A 14,142-nucleotide genomic window follows, 5' to 3' on the forward strand; every position below is an offset into this window, starting at 1 on the left:
GGAATTGCCTAGTGCTTCAGAATCTGGCTGAGGAACAGCTTGGTTCGCTCATGTTGCGGATTGCCGAAGAAGTCATCCGGCTTGCCCTGTTCGATGATCTGGCCGGCATTCATGAAGATCACCCGGTCGGCCACCGCGCGGGCGAAGGCCATTTCGTGGGTGACGCAGACCATGGTCATGCCCTCGCGGGCAAGGCTCGTCATCGTCTCCAGCACCTCGGACACCATCTCCGGGTCGAGCGCCGAGGTCGGCTCGTCGAACAGCATGACCGCCGGCTGCATGCAGAGCGAACGGGCGATCGCCACGCGCTGCTGCTGGCCGCCGGAGAGCTGCACGGGGTATTTGTTCGCCTGCTCGGGAATGCGGACACGTTCGAGGAACTTCAGCGCGGTCTTGCGGGCCTCCGCCTCCGGCACGCCCTTGATCCACATCGGCCCGACCATGCAGTTCATCAGCACGGTCATGTGCGGGAAGAGATTGAAGTGCTGGAACACCATGCCGACATTCTTGCGCACCTCGGCGACGTCGCGCATCCTGTCGTGCAGCGTGATGCCGTTGACGACGATGTCGCCCTGCTGGTGCGCCTCCAGCCGGTTGAAGCAGCGGATCAGCGTCGATTTGCCGGAGCCGGACGGGCCGCAGATGACGATGCGTTCGCCCTTCTCCACCGTCAGGTTCACATCGGTCAGCACGCGGAAGGCGCCGTACCATTTGGAGACGTTGCGGACGTCGATGATCTTCTCGCTCATCGCACTTTGCTCCTGGCGTAGTGGCGTTCGATGCGGGACTGGATGAGTTCGAGGCAGATCGACACCACCCAGTAGAGCATGGCGGCGGAGATCAGCATCTCCATGTGCTGGAAGGTCTTCTGGCCGAGCGTGCGCGCCAGGAACATCAGCTCCCAGACGCCGATGACGGAAACGAGCGAACTGTCCTTCAGCATCGAGATGAACTGGTTGCCCGTCGGCGGAATGATGACGGGCAACGCCTGCGGCAGGATGATCTTGCGCATGGTAAGCCCGAAGCCGAAGCCGATGGAGCGCGAGGCCTCCCACTGGCCGCGGTCGATGCTCTGGATGCCCGAGCGGAAGATCTCCGTCATATAGGCGCCGTAGCACAGCGAGAGCGCGAGAATGCCGGCCGGCACCGCATCGATGATGAAACCGAGCTGCGGCAGGCCGAGATAGATGAGATAGACCTGCATCAGAAGCGGCAGGCCGCGGAAGAAGGAGGTGTAGAAGCTCGCGATCGCGTAGGCGAAGCCGTTCGTCGAAAGCTTGGCCACCGCGCCGAGAATGGCGATGACGGAGGCGATCGCGATCGAGATGGCCGAGACGTAGATCGTTGTGAACAGGCCCTGCGTGATCATGAAGGGCAGTTTTTCCGCGATGAACGGCAGGCTGAGATTGAAGGTCGTGAAGAAGGCGAGGAAGAGCAGGAGCAACTCGAACCAGACGATCGCCACCTGCACCCTCAGAGAGGCGAAGCCGATCAGCACGATGTTCAGGCAGAAGAGCACGGCGATGACGAGGCCGATGGCGAACCGGCCGTAGAAGCCGCTTTCGGCCGGCGCGCCGATCACCGGGCGCATCAGCTCGCCCATCGACGTTCCCGTGAGGTCGAAGGCGAGAAAGACGGCGAAGACCACCACGAAAAGGGTGGCGACGAACCAGGGCTTGTGGACGAGGACTTCCGATTCGACGGTATCGGGATACAGCATCTCCGCTCCTTGAAGATTGGTGCGGCCCGCAGGCCGGGCCGCACGCACCGGTGGGATGTTACTGCGTGACCGTGTAGTCGACACCGTACCACTTGACGGAAAGCTTGCTCAGCGTGCCGTCCGCCTGCATGGCCTTGACGGCTTCGGCGATCTTCGCGCTCAGTTCCGCATCGCCATGCTCGACGGCGACCGCCAGCGGCTCGAAGAAGACCGGCTTGCCGAGCTGCTTGATCGGGTATCCGGCCTTTTCGGCGTCGAGGATGCTCGGCAGCGAGGAGACGACGGCGTCGAGGCGCGTGCCGTCGCCGAGGCGCAGGTCGTCGAAGGCGGTCGTCGAATTGGCGTAGGATTTCACCTCGCCCGGCTTGAATTCGTAGGTGAAGGCCGGCGCGCCGGCGGCATCCAGCGTCAGGTCCTGGTTGGCGTAGGCCTCGAAGGTCGATGTCGCCGTCACGCCGACGCGCTTGCCTTCGAGATCGGCGAGCTTTTCGGCCTTGCTGTCCTTGTGCACGGCGACGGCCGCGGGCGTGTAATAGTAGACGGCGGGGAAGTCGAAGAGCGCCGCGCGCGCCTTGGTGGGCGTCATCGAGCCGACATGCATGTCCCAGCGGCCCTGCCACTTGCCGGCGGTGATGATGTCCCAGCCCGGCGTCACGAACTCGACGGAAACGCCGAGATGTTTGCCGATCTCCTTGGCGACGTCGATGTCGAAACCGTCCATCTCGTTGTTGTCGTTGACGAAGGACTGCGGCGCCCAGTTGGCGTCGGTCGCGACCTTCAGGTTCTTGGCCGCGAGCACGCGGTCGAGCACTTCGCCGGCCTGCGCCGGCGCGGCCGCCAGCGAGAGGGCGAGAGAGGCGGCGAGCGCCGCAAATATCGTGGTTCTGATCATGCCTTTGTTCCCTCTGTCCGTTGTCGTTTCCTTGACGGCGCGGGTTCCTCTCCCCGCCGTTGTGAGCCATCTTGAGGCCCGTCGCCTCCTGCGTCTTCCGGCGTTCCCAAGCAGCATGCGCCGCAAGGCTCCGCCGAAATGACGGAAATCAAATCGCGCCCTCCCCCGCCATCTCGGCGCGGACCGCGCGGGCGACGCGAAAGGCCTCCACGCCGGCCGGCACACCGCAATAGACCGCGATCTGGACAAGCGCCGCCTGAAGCTCCCTGTCCGTCAGGCCGTTGCGGATCGCGCCGCGGAAATGCAGGCCGAATTCATGCATGCGGTTGCTTGCCGCCAGCATGCCGAGGTTGAGAAGGCTGCGCTGCCTGAGGTCCAGACCGTCATCCGTCCAGGCCATGCCCCAGCAATATTCATTGAGCATATCCTGCAAGGGCTTCGAAAAGGCGTCTGCCGCGCCCATCGCGCGGTCGACATAGTCGTCGCCGAGCACATGCCGGCGCACGCCCTCGCCCTTTTTCCGCAAAGCCTCATCCATGGGCCGCCTCCGTACCTGTCAGGAAATCGCCCATGGCATCGGCGACGACGTCGGGCGCTTCGATGAGGATGGAATGGCGCAGGCCCGGGAAAAGGACGAGCCGTGATCCCGGGATGCGCTCGTGCATGTAGCGGGCCATGCGCGGGTTTGAGCCGACATCATCCTCGCCGGTGGCGATCAGCGTCGGGCAGCGGATCTGGTCGAGAAAACCGCCAAAATCCGTTTCGGCCAAGACCCGATAGGCCGAAGCGTAGCAGTCGGGGTCGTTTTCCGCATCGCGCGCTCTGAGCCAGGTGATGACGTCGGGGTTCTTCTCCTGAAACGCCTCCGTAAGCCAGCGCGAGAGCGAGGCATTGTGGTGATCGGCCGGGGTTCCCGCCTGAAGCGCGGCGAGCCGGGACAGCACCTGCTCGCGCTCTTGCGGCGTGCGGCCTGCGACGGTGGAGAGGAGCACGAGCCGGCGCAGACGCGGAAGGCGGGTCAGCGCGAGGCGCTGGGCGATCAGGCCGCCGAGCGAAAAGCCGGCGAGGTTGAAGGTCGAAAACCCGACCTTGTCGGCGAGCGCCAGCGTCTCGGTCACGAAATCGTCGATCTCGTAGCGGCCCTTGACGCGGCTCGACTTGCCGTGCCCCCGGAGGTCGAAGGTGAGGATGGTGAAGCGGTCCTTCAACCGCTCCACCACGCCCGACCAGGCCTCCAGATAGGAGCCGACCCCGTGGATGCAGACGAGCGGCTCGCCGCCATCGCCGTCGATGCGATAGTTGAGCGTGACCTCGCCGACCTTGTGCTCTTGCGTATCGTCCATGATCAGTGTCCCACGGCGGCCCGCTTGCGCTCGCTCTCGCGCGCGGCGAAGACGGGCATGACTTCCTTGACGAAGAGCTCGATCGAACGCTTCTGCAATTCGAAGGGCAGGTTGAAGGTCAGGCCGAGACAATACTGGTCGACGCCCGCGGCTTCATAGACCATCAGCTTTTCGATCACCTCGTCCGGCGTGCCGAACATCAGGTTCCTGCGGATATTGTCCGGATTGTAGTTCTCCTTGCCCTTCACCGCCTCGTAGGGCACGGCCTCGGGAAAACCGTCCTTCACGGTGCCGATGTTCTGCATCAGGTTCTCGAAGGCGCGGCCATAGTCCATGCTGTGCCGCACGGCGCGCTCCCAGCCATCCGGCCGGTCGTAGACGCAGGTGCGGCGCTGCATCATGAAACGCGGACGCGGGACTTCCGGATGGTCGGCCACGGCCTTCCCGAACTTGTCGGCAAGCACCTGGATTTCCGCGGCGGGGGCGGAAAGCGGCGTCGAGAGGATGGAGGCGCCGTTGGCGATCGCCCAGTCGAACGTGCCGGGATCGCGCGCGGCGACCCAGATGCGCGGATGCGGCGCCTGAAGCGGCTTCGGCACGGCGGCGGTGACCGGGAACTTCCAGTAGTGGCCCTCGTGGGCATAGTCGCCGGCCCACAGCTTCTTCACCGCGGGCACCAGCTCCTTCATGTAGGCCACGCCCTCCTGCTGCGGCATGCCGCCGGCCATGCGGTCGAACTCGTACTGATAGGAACCGCGGGCAATGCCGAATTCGAGGCGGCCGTTCGTCAGGTGGTCGCAGAGCGCGGATTCGCCGGCAAGCCGGATCGGGTTCCAGTAGGGCGCGACGAGCGTCGAGGTGCCGAGCCGGATGTTCTCGGTATGCTGCGCCAGCCAGACGAGCGTCTGGAACGGGTTCGGCGAGATGGTGCATTCGAGCGTGTGGTGCTCGGCCGTCCAGAGCATCTCGAAACCGCCCTCATCCGCCATGCGGGCCAGCGTCAGCAGATTGTTCTTCACCGTGGCCATCGGCACCTCGGGCGAAAAACGTTCCATCGTGAGCGAGACTGCGAACTTCATGGGATTCTGCCTTTCGATGCTTGTTATTTGAGGCGGATGACGAAGGGGTCCTGCATGGCGCCGGAATAGTCGATGATGACGTTCTTCAGCCGCGAGAACTCGTACATGACCTCGAAGCCGCCACGCCGGCCGTAGCCGCTTTCCTTGAAGCCGCCGTTCGCGGACATGAAGGAGGCGGAACGGTAGGTGTTGATCCAGACCGTGCCCGCATCGATGCGGCTGGCGAAGCGCAGCGCCCGGTCGATGTCCTTCGTCCAGATGCCGGAGGCGAGGCCGTAGCGCGTGTCGTTGGCGAGCTCGATCATTTCCTCCTCGTTACGGAAGGGCATGACGCCCACGACCGGCCCGAAGAGTTCGTCGCGCATGAAAGCCATGTCGTTCCCGGCATCCACCATGACGGTCGGCTCGAAATACCAGCCGCCCGGCGCAAGCTCCGCCTGCTGCGGCCGGCCGCCGCCGACGGCGACCTTCGCGCCTTCCCTGACGCCCGAGGCGACGTAGGATTCCACCTTGGAAAGCTGGTCGGCGAGTGCCAGCGGGCCGATATCGGTGTCGTCGACGGTCGGCAGGCCGACGCGGATGCGCCGGGTCCGCGCCACGAGCGCCTCGATGAACCGGTCATAGACACCGGCCTCGACGAAGCAGCGCGAGCCGGCCACGCAGGTCTGGCCCGCGGCGGCGAAGACGCCGGAGACGACGCCGTTCACCGCATGCTCGATATCGACATCGCCGAAGACGACATGGGGCGACTTGCCGCCAAGCTCCATCGAGCAGGGCACGAGGTTTTCAGCGGCATTGCCGGCGATGCGGCGGCCGGTCGCGGTGCTGCCGGTGAAGACGTATTTGGCGACGCCGGGATGACGCGTCAGCGCCTCGCCGGCGCTCCTGCCCGTACCGGTCACCACATTGACGACGCCGGCCGGGAAGCCCGCTTCATGGATGAGTTCGGCGAGCGCCAGCGTCGAGGCCGTGGCATGCTCGGAAGGCTTGATGACGACGGTGTTGCCGATGGCAAGGCACGGCGCGAGCGTGCCGGTGAGCAGCATCAGCGGCGAATTCCACGGCGTGATCATGCCGACCACGCCGAGCGGTTCACGCAGGTTGAGGTTCAGCGTGTCGAGCCGGTTGATCGGGATCGTGTCGCCCTGCAGCTTGTCGGCCATGCCGGCGAAATAGTGGTAGCTGTCCGGCATGGCGCGCATCTGGGCGCGGGTCTCTTTCAGGAGCTTGCCGTTGTCGCGCGTCTCGATCTCGGCGAGCGCATCGGCATTGGCGCGGACCAATTCGGCGAGGCGGCGGACCAGCGCACCGCGATCGGTCTGCGTCATGCGCCGCCAGGCGGGATCGCGGAAGGCGGCGGTGGCCGCAGCGACGGCGGCTTCGACGTCATCGGCGTCGGCCTCGGCGAATTCGTACCAGGGCTCTCCGGTCGTCGGATCGAAGCTCCGGATGTAGGTGCCGTTCTTCGGCGCGACGAACTCGCCGCCGATAAACAGCTGCTGGCGCGAACCTTCGATGGTGCTGACGGTCGTCTTCATGTCATTGTCCTTGGTCTTGGGAGGCCTGGAGCCAGGCGCGGGCTTGCCCGTCGATCATCGCGACGCGGCCGCCGTCGTGGGAATCCATGTAGATGCCGAAGCGGCCCGCCTGCCGTTCGCGCACATAGCGGCGCAGCATGGAGCGCAGTTCGTGGGTCGCGATCGCCGCGTAGGGCAGATCGTCGATCGGGAAGAAGCGAAGGCTTTCCGGGAGGCCGATCTCCGCCCCCTCGCCCGCCAGCCGGGCGCGGTAGACGAGATAGCCGGGATCGCTGTCGGCGACGTCGAAGACGGAATAGAGGAAGGTCTCCTCCGGCACGAGGCGGAGCGCATCGCCGCCATCCACCACGAGTTCGCTGTCGGCCTTGCGGCGGCGCGCGGAGGGCAGGACCCAGCCGCCCTTGCCGTCCGCCCGCAGCAGCAGGCCGTCGCCGGCCTCGATGAGATAGCCGATGATCATGCCGTGCGAGGCGAGCCAGCCCGTCGGCAGCGGATCCTTCACGCTGGCATAGCGTCCGCGGCAGAAACCGAGCGGGGCCGTCGGGCTGGTGCCGAAAGCCCGCACCCGGCCGATCAGGATCACATGATCGCCCGCGTCGACGGCGTTGTGCAGGCTGCAGTCGAACCAGGTGAGGCTGTCCGTCAGCACCGGCGCGCCGGTATGCGCCCGGTCGTGATTGACCGACAGGAACTTGTCCGGCGCCTTGGAAGCGAAGGTGGCGGAGACATCGACCTGGCCTTCATGCAGGATGTTGACCGCGAAACAGTCCGCCGCGGTGAAGGCCGCATAGCTGGAAGCGGACTTGGCGACGCAGACCAGCAGCAGCGGCGGATCGAGCGAGACGGAGGTGAAGGAATTGGCCGTCATGCCGCGTGGTGTGCCGTCGGCTTCAAGCGTGGTGATGACCGTGACGCCGGTGACGAAGGTACCGAAGGCCCGACGCAGCGCGACGGGATCGATCGGTGCGTCCAGTGCTGCCGCCTCTTTCACCATGCCCTCGTTCTCCTCCGCGGTTTGTTGGGAGGAAGCTAGCCGGGGTGGACCGGCGCTTCTTCCTGCCGGGCGGAGGAGATGGCAAAAGAGTTCTGCTACGGTTCGTAGGAGATCCGAACGGACCGATCAGCGCTCGCCGAGAGCATGATTGTCGATGACGCTGTGAAGGCGGAGGGCGAGCTCGACGGCAAAACGCCGTTCCGGCGTTTCCACGTCGATGCCGAAAAGCTCCTGGATGCGCGCCAGCCTGTAGCGCAGCGTCGTTACGTGCAGGCCAAGACGATCGGCACAGGCCTGGCTGCGGCAGCCCCCCTCCAGATAGGCGGAAAGCGTTTCGAGGTAGGGCGTTCCGTTTTCACGATCATGTTCGGCAATCGCGCCGATGCTGGCACGCACGAAATTGCGGACGTCGCCGACATCGGCGGCCGAAACGAGCATGGGCAGGGGTCCGAAATCCTGCGTCGAAAGCGCGCCCGTCAGCCCGAAGGAACGGCCGATGCGGATCATCCGATTGCACCGTTCCCAGGCCGTGGCGTAGTCGTCAAGACCGATGCAGCGGCTTCCGGCAACGACGATCGGCGCCTCGCCGAGATAGCGGCTGAGGTCGTCGGCGATACGCCGCATGAGTTTCGTCGAGCGCTCCTGCCGGGGCGATTCTTCATACGGCATCAGGCATACGAGCCCGCCATCGATTGCCACCAGCACGGCCTCGATAGAAGCCTGCTGCAGGACGCGCGACAATGTATGCTCCACGTCGATCGAGCCGCCGCCCAAGGCCTTGGCGCGCTCGGGAAAATCGACGACGATCATCTGCTGTGCGAGCGACAGATCGAGGCCGAGCCGGGCGGCGCGCTGGCCAATATCGGCTGCATCACGCCAGCGCCGCTCCACGATCTCGAAGAAGAGCTCGCTTTGCGTGCGTGTCTCAAAGCGGAAGCGCAGGAAGCTGCGCATCATCTGGACGCTGAGCGCGTATTTCGCGCTGTCGAGCATGAGCTGGTCCAGTTCGCCTTCAGCCGCCGCGGAGGGAAAGATGACGAGTGCGCCGACCTGCTGGCGATCCACCGTCAAGGGCTCCACGCGGGCAAAGACACGCAAACGCCGCGCGCCGTCCTCAAGAAAGATCGGCGCCGCAGCGGTGCTGCCGCGCTCCACCGCATCGCGCGCCGCCCGCATCAGCGCGCGCGCGAAAACCGTCGGCGCGGCCGATTGCCATGCCGCATCGTCGACATCCGCCAGGGGCGAGCGTCCCGCAATAAGCTGATTGACCGTGAAGTCCACGACGACCAGCGGATTGGGCAGCAGCCTTCCAACCATTGCAGCGAGCGAGGAGACGGAACCGTCGCTGAGCACATGCTCCAGCAGCGAGGTGTGGGCCGCAAGCGCCCGATCGAGCCGCTCCGACGCGCTTTTCTCCGCCGCGAGCCGATGCTGCTTTTCCAACGCGATCGCGCCGAGATGCAGGATGGTGCCGAGGAAGGCGAGATCATCCTCGGTCACGTCGGTCACGGTGCGCGCAATGACGCTCAGCACCATCGGGCGGCCCTCGGCATCGGCACAGTCCATAGGCATGACGAGGACGGTGCGATAGTCCCGCTCGAAAGCCTCCTTGCGATAGCCCGGGAACTCGGTGCTTTCGCGCGCATCGCGGATATAGACAGGCTCATTGCGCTGAAGCGCGATCAGCGACGGGCTGGTGGCAAGCTCCCAGCGATCGGGCAGGTCCCGCTGGATGAGCGTCGGATCGTGGCGGACGATGACATGGGCATAACCATGCGCGGCATCGATGCCCATGATCGAGCCGAGTGCCCAGTTGGCGTGCCGGCAGGCGGCCGCGACGAGGTGCTGCAACACGGTCGCAAGGTCGCCGCCGATGTTGATCTGGCTCGCCACGTCGCGCAGCGAGAGTATGCGAGATTTCTGATCCAACGCGCCACGCACTCCCGTCTTTCGGACCCGGATAATGCGATGCACCGCAGCTTAAATCTACTCGTTTTCATAGGAGGTGTTCGCCCCTTCCTCCTCCGAATGGCAGGAAGACCCTGCGCCGTCGCGCGCTAGGCTGGGGAGACATTCAATAGATGGTGGAAACGACATGGCACTCGGCATTCGAAAGATCTGCACCTTCCTGGAAGAAACCCATGTCGAAGGCGGCAAAGCGACGCCGCGGCCCGTCAGGATCGTCGTCGTGGCCGCCATCATCGAGAACCCATGGGCTGGCAAGGGCTTCGTGGAAAACCTGCGGCCGCAGATCGTCCGCATCGCCGGGCCGCTCAGCGAGGAAATGACGCGCCGGCTGCTCGCGCAAATGCCGGCCGAACAGATCGAGGCCTGCGGCAAGGCGGCCGTCGTGGGCATCAACGGCGAAATCGAGCATGCCTCGGCGATGATCCACACCCTGCGCTTCGGCAATCCTTTCCGCAACGCGATCGGCGGCACGAACTATCTCGAATTCGCCAATACACGCAACGCACCCGGCGCGCTGCTCTCGCTGCCGATGATGCACAAGAGCGAGACGGGCAAGCGGTCCCACTTCCTCACCGCCAATTTCCAGATTGCCGACGCGCCGCACCCGGACGAGATCGTCGTCTCCATCGCCGCCGCCGACGGCGGGCGCCCTCATGCGCGCATCGCCGACCGGTTCCAGGACATGGCGGAAATGGAGGATGCCGCCGCTACCTGACGCTTCCTCGCTTTGCGTTCCCTCGTCCTTTCGAAGAGCAGCCTTCCGGCTGGGGGCAGGATTCAGGCAAAGGCGTGGGCGGAGGCCGTGTCGAAGGTCAGCCAGGCCTTTTCGCCGCGCGCAAGGCTCGAAATCGCCTCGTGGCCGAACGGCAGGCGCACCGAAAGATCGGCACCGGCCGACGTCGCGGTGCTGACCTCGACATTGTTGCCGAGGAAGGTGATATCCCGCACCGTCACGGCAATGCCCGAGGGGACCGAGGCGCGTGACAGCGACAGGCGTTCCGGGCGCAGCATCAGCGATGCCTTGCCGCTTGCCGTCGACGCCCCGTGCAACGGCACATCTTCGACGACGGCGCCATCGCCCAGCGAAAGCTTCGCCTTGCCGGCATGGCTCGCCACGACGGTCGCATCGAGAAAATTGCTGTCGCCGATGAAGCCTGCAACGAAGCGGGTCGCCGGGTTGGAATAGAGTTCGGGACCTGTGCCGATCTGGTCGATCTCGCCCTGGCTGAAGACCGCGATGCGGTCGGACAGGCGCAACGCCTCCTCCTGGTCATGCGTGACATAGAGGATGGTGACGCCCGTCTCCTGGTGGATGCGGCGGATTTCGAACTGGATCTCCTCGCGCAGCTTCTTGTCGAGCGCCGAGAGCGGCTCGTCCATCAGCAGCACCGGCGGGTTGTAGACGAGCGCGCGGGCGAGTGCGACGCGCTGCTGCTGGCCGCCGGACATATTGGCCGGCATGCGATCCTCGACCCCCTCCAGGCGCACGAGCTTCAGGGCCGCCTTCACGCGCTCGGCGATCTCGGCCTGCGGGCGGCGGCGGATGCGCAACGGGAAGGCGACGTTCTCGCCGACGGACAGATGCGGGAAGAGCGTATAACGCTGGAACACCATGCCGATGTTGCGCTTGTGCGACGGCGTCGACAAGAGGCTCCGGCCCTTCAGCAGGATGTCGCCGTCCGTCGGATCCTGGAAGCCGGCAAGGATATAGAGGGTGGTCGACTTGCCGGACCCCGAAGGGCCGAGGAAGGTCATGAACTCGCCCTCGGCAATGTCCATGCCGACGCTCTTGACGGCCGTGACCGTGCCGTAGGTCTTGCGGATGCCGCGGATGCTGAGGAAGGGTTGGGTCATGCTTTTCGTCCCTTGCGGAAGAGTGCTGCGACGATCATCAGGAGGATCGTGAAGGCGATGAGCAATGTGGAGGCGGCGGCGATCACCGGCGTCAGGTCCTGCCGGAGCGTGGACCAGATCTTCACGGGCAGCGTCTGCAGGGTCGGGCTGGCCATGAAGATCGCCAGCACCACCTCGTCCCAGGAGGCGAGGAAGGAGAAGACGGCGGCGCCGAAGATGCCGTGGCTGACGGCCGGCACCGTCACGCGCAGCCGCGCCTCCCACGGGCTCGCCCCGCACAGGATGGCCGCGTCCTCGACCGAGCGGTCGAAGCCTTCCAGCGCATTGCCGATCGAGATGATCGAGAAGGGCAGCGCGATCAGGAGATGGGCGATGATGAAGGCAAGCGTCGTGCCGGCAAGGCCGAGCTTCAGGAAGAGCGCATAAAGCGCCACTGCCAGCACCACGACGGGCAGGATCATCGGCGTGAGGAACAGCGCCCGCAGGAAATCCCGGCCGGGAAAGCGGCCACGATTGAGGCCGAGGGCGGCAAGGAAGCCGATCACCACGGACAGCACCGTGACGATGGCCGCGATCTTCAGGCTCGTCAGCGCCGAATAGAGCCAGCGCGGATCGGCGAAAAGATCCTGATACCATCTGAAGGTCCAGGAGGGCGGCGGGAAGATCAGCCATTGCGAGGAGCCGAACGAGAGCGCGGCGATGAAGACGATGGGCAGGATCAGGAAGAGGCAGACCAGCGCGACGAGGGCGATGAGGGCGGTGCGCAGCCCGCCGAGCTTGTCGAAGTCGAGCAGCATGTCACGTCCCCCGGGCCGGATTGAAATAACGCAGCTGGACCGCGTAGAGCGCGAGGGTGACGACGAGCAGCACCAGCGCGGCCGCGCCCCCCATGCCCCAGTTCACCAGCGACTGCACGAACTGCGCGACGAGTTCGGCGAGCATCATGTTGGCGGTGCCGCCGAGGAGGGCGGGCGTCACGAAATAGCCGAGCGACATGACGAAGACCATCAGCGCGCCGGCGGCGATGCCCGGCAGCGACAGCGGCAGCAGCACGCGCCAGAAGCATTGCAGCCGGCCGGCGCCGCACAGCGCCGCAGCGCGCAGGATCGCCGGATCGATGGCGCGGATCACGCCCATCAGCGGCAGGATGACGAAGGGCAGCATGATATAGGTCATGCCGATGGTGACGCCGACGAGATTGTTGACGAGCGCCAGCGGCTGGTCGATGAGGCCAAGGCCCATCAGTGTCTTGTTGACGACGCCGGTACGCTGCAGCAGCACCATCCAGGCATAGGTGCGGGCGAGCAGGTTCGTCCACATAGACAGGATGATGATGGCCAGCACGATGCGCGACCACCGTTCCGGCATGATGGCGAGCAGCCAGGCGACCGGATAGCCGATGACGATCGAGACGAGCGTGACGACGCCGGCCACCATGAACGTGTTCAGGAAGACGCGCAGATAGGTCGTCGAACCGAGGAGAACCGCATAGTTCTGCAAACCGGGCTCCGGTTCCAGCACGCTGCGCACGAGCAGCATGAGCACCGGCACGATGAAGAAGAAGGCAATGAGCAGCAAGGCCGGCAGGAGATAGCCGAACGTGCCCTCGCGCTTCGTTTTGACGGCGCCTGTCGCTACCGTAACAGCCATGATCGATCATCCAGTGGATTGGGAAGCGGGCCGGCAGCTGCCGGCCCGCCATCGTCTTGGGAGATGGCCTTACTTCGCCTGCCAGGCGTACCAGCGGGTGCCGATCTCGTCGCGATGCTCGGCCCAGTAGCCCATGTCGGCGTTGACCTGGGTATCCGCCTGCATGTCCGGCAGCGAGTTGCGCAGTTCCGCGTCCATCAGGGTGCTGGCATCGAGGTTGATCGGCGCATAGCCGGTCGCGGTGGCGAACTGTGCCTGGGCCTGATCGCTGGTGGCCTGCGCGATGAACTTCATCGCCGCATCCTTGTTCTTCGCGCCCTTCGGTACGACCAGGGAATCGGCTGCCGTGATGTTGTTCGTCCAGGACGTCTCGACGGTGACGCCGGTTTCGGCGAGTGCCGTCAGGCGGCCGTTCCAGAACGAGCCGAACGGCGCCTCGGCGGAGGCGAGAAGCTGCTGCGACTGGGCGCCGCTGTCCCACCAGACGATATCCGCCTTGATCGTGTCGAGCTTCCTGAAGGCGCGGTCGAGATCGAGCGGATAGAGCTTGTCGGCGGCAACGCCGTCGGCCAGCAGCGCCGCCTCGATCACGCCCGGCGCGGACCACTTGTAGAAGGTGCGCTTGCCGGGGAATTTCTGGGTGTCGAACAGATCCGCCCAGGTCTTCGGGCAGGCCTCGACCGCGTCCTTGTTGCAGCCGATCACGAAGGAATAGTAGAAGCTGCCGACGGAATAGTCCGTCACGAAGCGCGGATCTAGCTTGGTCTTGTCGATGACGGAGAAGTCGAGCTTTTCGAGAAGGCCCGCGTTGCCGGCCTGGACCGCGTAGTCGCCCTCGACGTCCACGACGTCCCAGGTCACGTTGCCGGCTTCCACCATGGCCTTGATCTTGCCGTAGTCGGTCGGGCCGTCCTGCGTGACGGCGATGTTGCTCTCCGCGGTGAAGGCATCGGCCCAGTAGGTCTTCTGGGCGTCCTGCGTGGTCCCGCCCCAGCTCGTAAAGACCAGGTCCTCAGCCGCGGCGTTTCCCGCAAGCAAGAGCGTCGTCGAAAGAAGCGCGATTACCAGTCTGCTTTTCATGTTTCCATCCTCCCGGTTCGGTTG

Annotated in this window: 14 protein-coding genes; 1 reads left to right on the top strand and 13 read right to left on the bottom strand. The window is 65.1% G+C overall.

Translation table 11 applies throughout. The annotated features are described in order from the left end of the window. Nucleotides 1-8: 8 nt before the first annotated feature. From AABQ55_RS25770 to AABQ55_RS25810, 9 genes are all read right to left on the bottom strand, one after another. On the bottom strand, nt 9-749 hold the full coding sequence (locus tag AABQ55_RS25770) for an amino acid ABC transporter ATP-binding protein (RefSeq protein WP_272807993.1): 741 nt from the start codon (nt 747-749) through the stop codon (nt 9-11). Further along, complete coding sequence (locus AABQ55_RS25775) at nt 746-1,720, bottom strand: amino acid ABC transporter permease (protein ID WP_272807992.1); 975 nt, start codon at nt 1,718-1,720, stop codon at nt 746-748. The genes AABQ55_RS25770 and AABQ55_RS25775 overlap by 4 nt, the downstream gene beginning before the upstream one ends. A 58-nt stretch (nt 1,721-1,778) precedes the next feature. Next, entirely contained in the window at nt 1,779-2,612 is an 834-nt protein-coding gene (locus AABQ55_RS25780) for a transporter substrate-binding domain-containing protein (protein ID WP_272807991.1), read from the bottom strand. A gap of 148 nt (nt 2,613-2,760) precedes the next feature. Then, on the bottom strand, nt 2,761-3,150 hold the full coding sequence (locus AABQ55_RS25785) for a carboxymuconolactone decarboxylase family protein (protein WP_272807990.1): 390 nt from the start codon (nt 3,148-3,150) through the stop codon (nt 2,761-2,763). Next, on the bottom strand, nt 3,143-3,955 hold the full coding sequence (locus AABQ55_RS25790; protein ID WP_245082530.1) for an alpha/beta fold hydrolase: 813 nt from the start codon (nt 3,953-3,955) through the stop codon (nt 3,143-3,145). Before AABQ55_RS25790 ends, AABQ55_RS25785 begins: the two co-directional genes overlap by 8 nt. 2 nt (nt 3,956-3,957) lie before the next feature. Beyond that, nucleotides 3,958-5,034, bottom strand: a complete 1,077-nt coding sequence (locus AABQ55_RS25795; RefSeq protein WP_272807989.1) for an LLM class flavin-dependent oxidoreductase — start codon at nt 5,032-5,034, stop codon at nt 3,958-3,960. A 23-nt stretch (nt 5,035-5,057) separates the two neighbouring features. Further along, complete coding sequence (locus tag AABQ55_RS25800; protein WP_272807988.1) at nt 5,058-6,572, bottom strand: aldehyde dehydrogenase; 1,515 nt, start codon at nt 6,570-6,572, stop codon at nt 5,058-5,060. 1 nt (nt 6,573) lies between these two features. After that, nucleotides 6,574-7,566, bottom strand: coding sequence for a flavin reductase (locus tag AABQ55_RS25805; RefSeq protein WP_272807987.1), 993 nt, complete (start codon nt 7,564-7,566; stop codon nt 6,574-6,576). A gap of 126 nt (nt 7,567-7,692) precedes the next feature. Then, a complete protein-coding gene (locus AABQ55_RS25810) occupies nt 7,693-9,495 on the bottom strand; it encodes a helix-turn-helix domain-containing protein (protein WP_272807986.1) in 1,803 nt (600 codons plus the stop codon). A gap of 166 nt (nt 9,496-9,661) precedes the next feature. On the opposite strand from AABQ55_RS25810, the gene AABQ55_RS25815 reads away from it, so the two are divergent. Beyond that, on the top strand, nt 9,662-10,249 hold the full coding sequence (locus AABQ55_RS25815) for an amino acid synthesis family protein (RefSeq protein ID WP_272807985.1): 588 nt from the start codon (nt 9,662-9,664) through the stop codon (nt 10,247-10,249). Between the two features lie 62 nt (nt 10,250-10,311). Here AABQ55_RS25815 and AABQ55_RS25820 read toward each other — a convergent pair whose 3' ends face one another. From AABQ55_RS25820 to AABQ55_RS25835, 4 genes are all read right to left on the bottom strand, one after another. After that, nucleotides 10,312-11,388, bottom strand: a complete 1,077-nt coding sequence (locus AABQ55_RS25820; protein ID WP_272807984.1) for an ABC transporter ATP-binding protein — start codon at nt 11,386-11,388, stop codon at nt 10,312-10,314. Next, nucleotides 11,385-12,185 carry an ABC transporter permease gene (locus tag AABQ55_RS25825; RefSeq protein WP_245082513.1) on the bottom strand — a complete coding sequence of 267 codons (801 nt, stop codon included), beginning with the start codon at nt 12,183-12,185 and terminating at the stop codon, nt 11,385-11,387. Before AABQ55_RS25825 ends, AABQ55_RS25820 begins: the two co-directional genes overlap by 4 nt. A gap of 1 nt (nt 12,186) precedes the next feature. Continuing rightward, the gene (locus tag AABQ55_RS25830) at nt 12,187-13,038 is read right to left on the bottom strand and encodes an ABC transporter permease (protein WP_245082511.1); all 852 of its coding nucleotides are present in this window, start codon (nt 13,036-13,038) and stop codon (nt 12,187-12,189) included. A gap of 69 nt (nt 13,039-13,107) precedes the next feature. Further along, nucleotides 13,108-14,118, bottom strand: a complete 1,011-nt coding sequence (locus tag AABQ55_RS25835; RefSeq protein WP_272807983.1) for an ABC transporter substrate-binding protein — start codon at nt 14,116-14,118, stop codon at nt 13,108-13,110. Nucleotides 14,119-14,142: the final 24 nt, after the last annotated feature.

The sequence above is a fragment of the Shinella sp. WSD5-1 genome (assembly GCF_963942435.1).
GTDB classification, from domain to species: Bacteria; Pseudomonadota; Alphaproteobacteria; order Rhizobiales; family Rhizobiaceae; genus Shinella; species Shinella yambaruensis.

Coding starts and splice junctions, on each gene's coding strand:
- AABQ55_RS25790 (WP_245082530.1), bottom strand. CDS start 3,955: ATGGACGATACGCAAGAGCACAAGGTCGGCGAGGTCACGCTCAACTAT.
- AABQ55_RS25805 (WP_272807987.1), bottom strand. CDS start 7,566: ATGGTGAAAGAGGCGGCAGCACTGGACGCACCGATCGATCCCGTCGCG.
- AABQ55_RS25800 (WP_272807988.1), bottom strand. CDS start 6,572: ATGAAGACGACCGTCAGCACCATCGAAGGTTCGCGCCAGCAGCTGTTT.
- AABQ55_RS25830 (WP_245082511.1), bottom strand. CDS start 13,038: ATGGCTGTTACGGTAGCGACAGGCGCCGTCAAAACGAAGCGCGAGGGC.
- AABQ55_RS25775 (WP_272807992.1), bottom strand. CDS start 1,720: ATGCTGTATCCCGATACCGTCGAATCGGAAGTCCTCGTCCACAAGCCC.
- AABQ55_RS25825 (WP_245082513.1), bottom strand. CDS start 12,185: ATGCTGCTCGACTTCGACAAGCTCGGCGGGCTGCGCACCGCCCTCATC.
- AABQ55_RS25835 (WP_272807983.1), bottom strand. CDS start 14,118: ATGAAAAGCAGACTGGTAATCGCGCTTCTTTCGACGACGCTCTTGCTT.
- AABQ55_RS25820 (WP_272807984.1), bottom strand. CDS start 11,388: ATGACCCAACCCTTCCTCAGCATCCGCGGCATCCGCAAGACCTACGGC.
- AABQ55_RS25815 (WP_272807985.1), top strand. CDS start 9,662: ATGGCACTCGGCATTCGAAAGATCTGCACCTTCCTGGAAGAAACCCAT.
- AABQ55_RS25785 (WP_272807990.1), bottom strand. CDS start 3,150: ATGGATGAGGCTTTGCGGAAAAAGGGCGAGGGCGTGCGCCGGCATGTG.
- AABQ55_RS25780 (WP_272807991.1), bottom strand. CDS start 2,612: ATGATCAGAACCACGATATTTGCGGCGCTCGCCGCCTCTCTCGCCCTC.
- AABQ55_RS25770 (WP_272807993.1), bottom strand. CDS start 749: ATGAGCGAGAAGATCATCGACGTCCGCAACGTCTCCAAATGGTACGGC.
- AABQ55_RS25795 (WP_272807989.1), bottom strand. CDS start 5,034: ATGAAGTTCGCAGTCTCGCTCACGATGGAACGTTTTTCGCCCGAGGTG.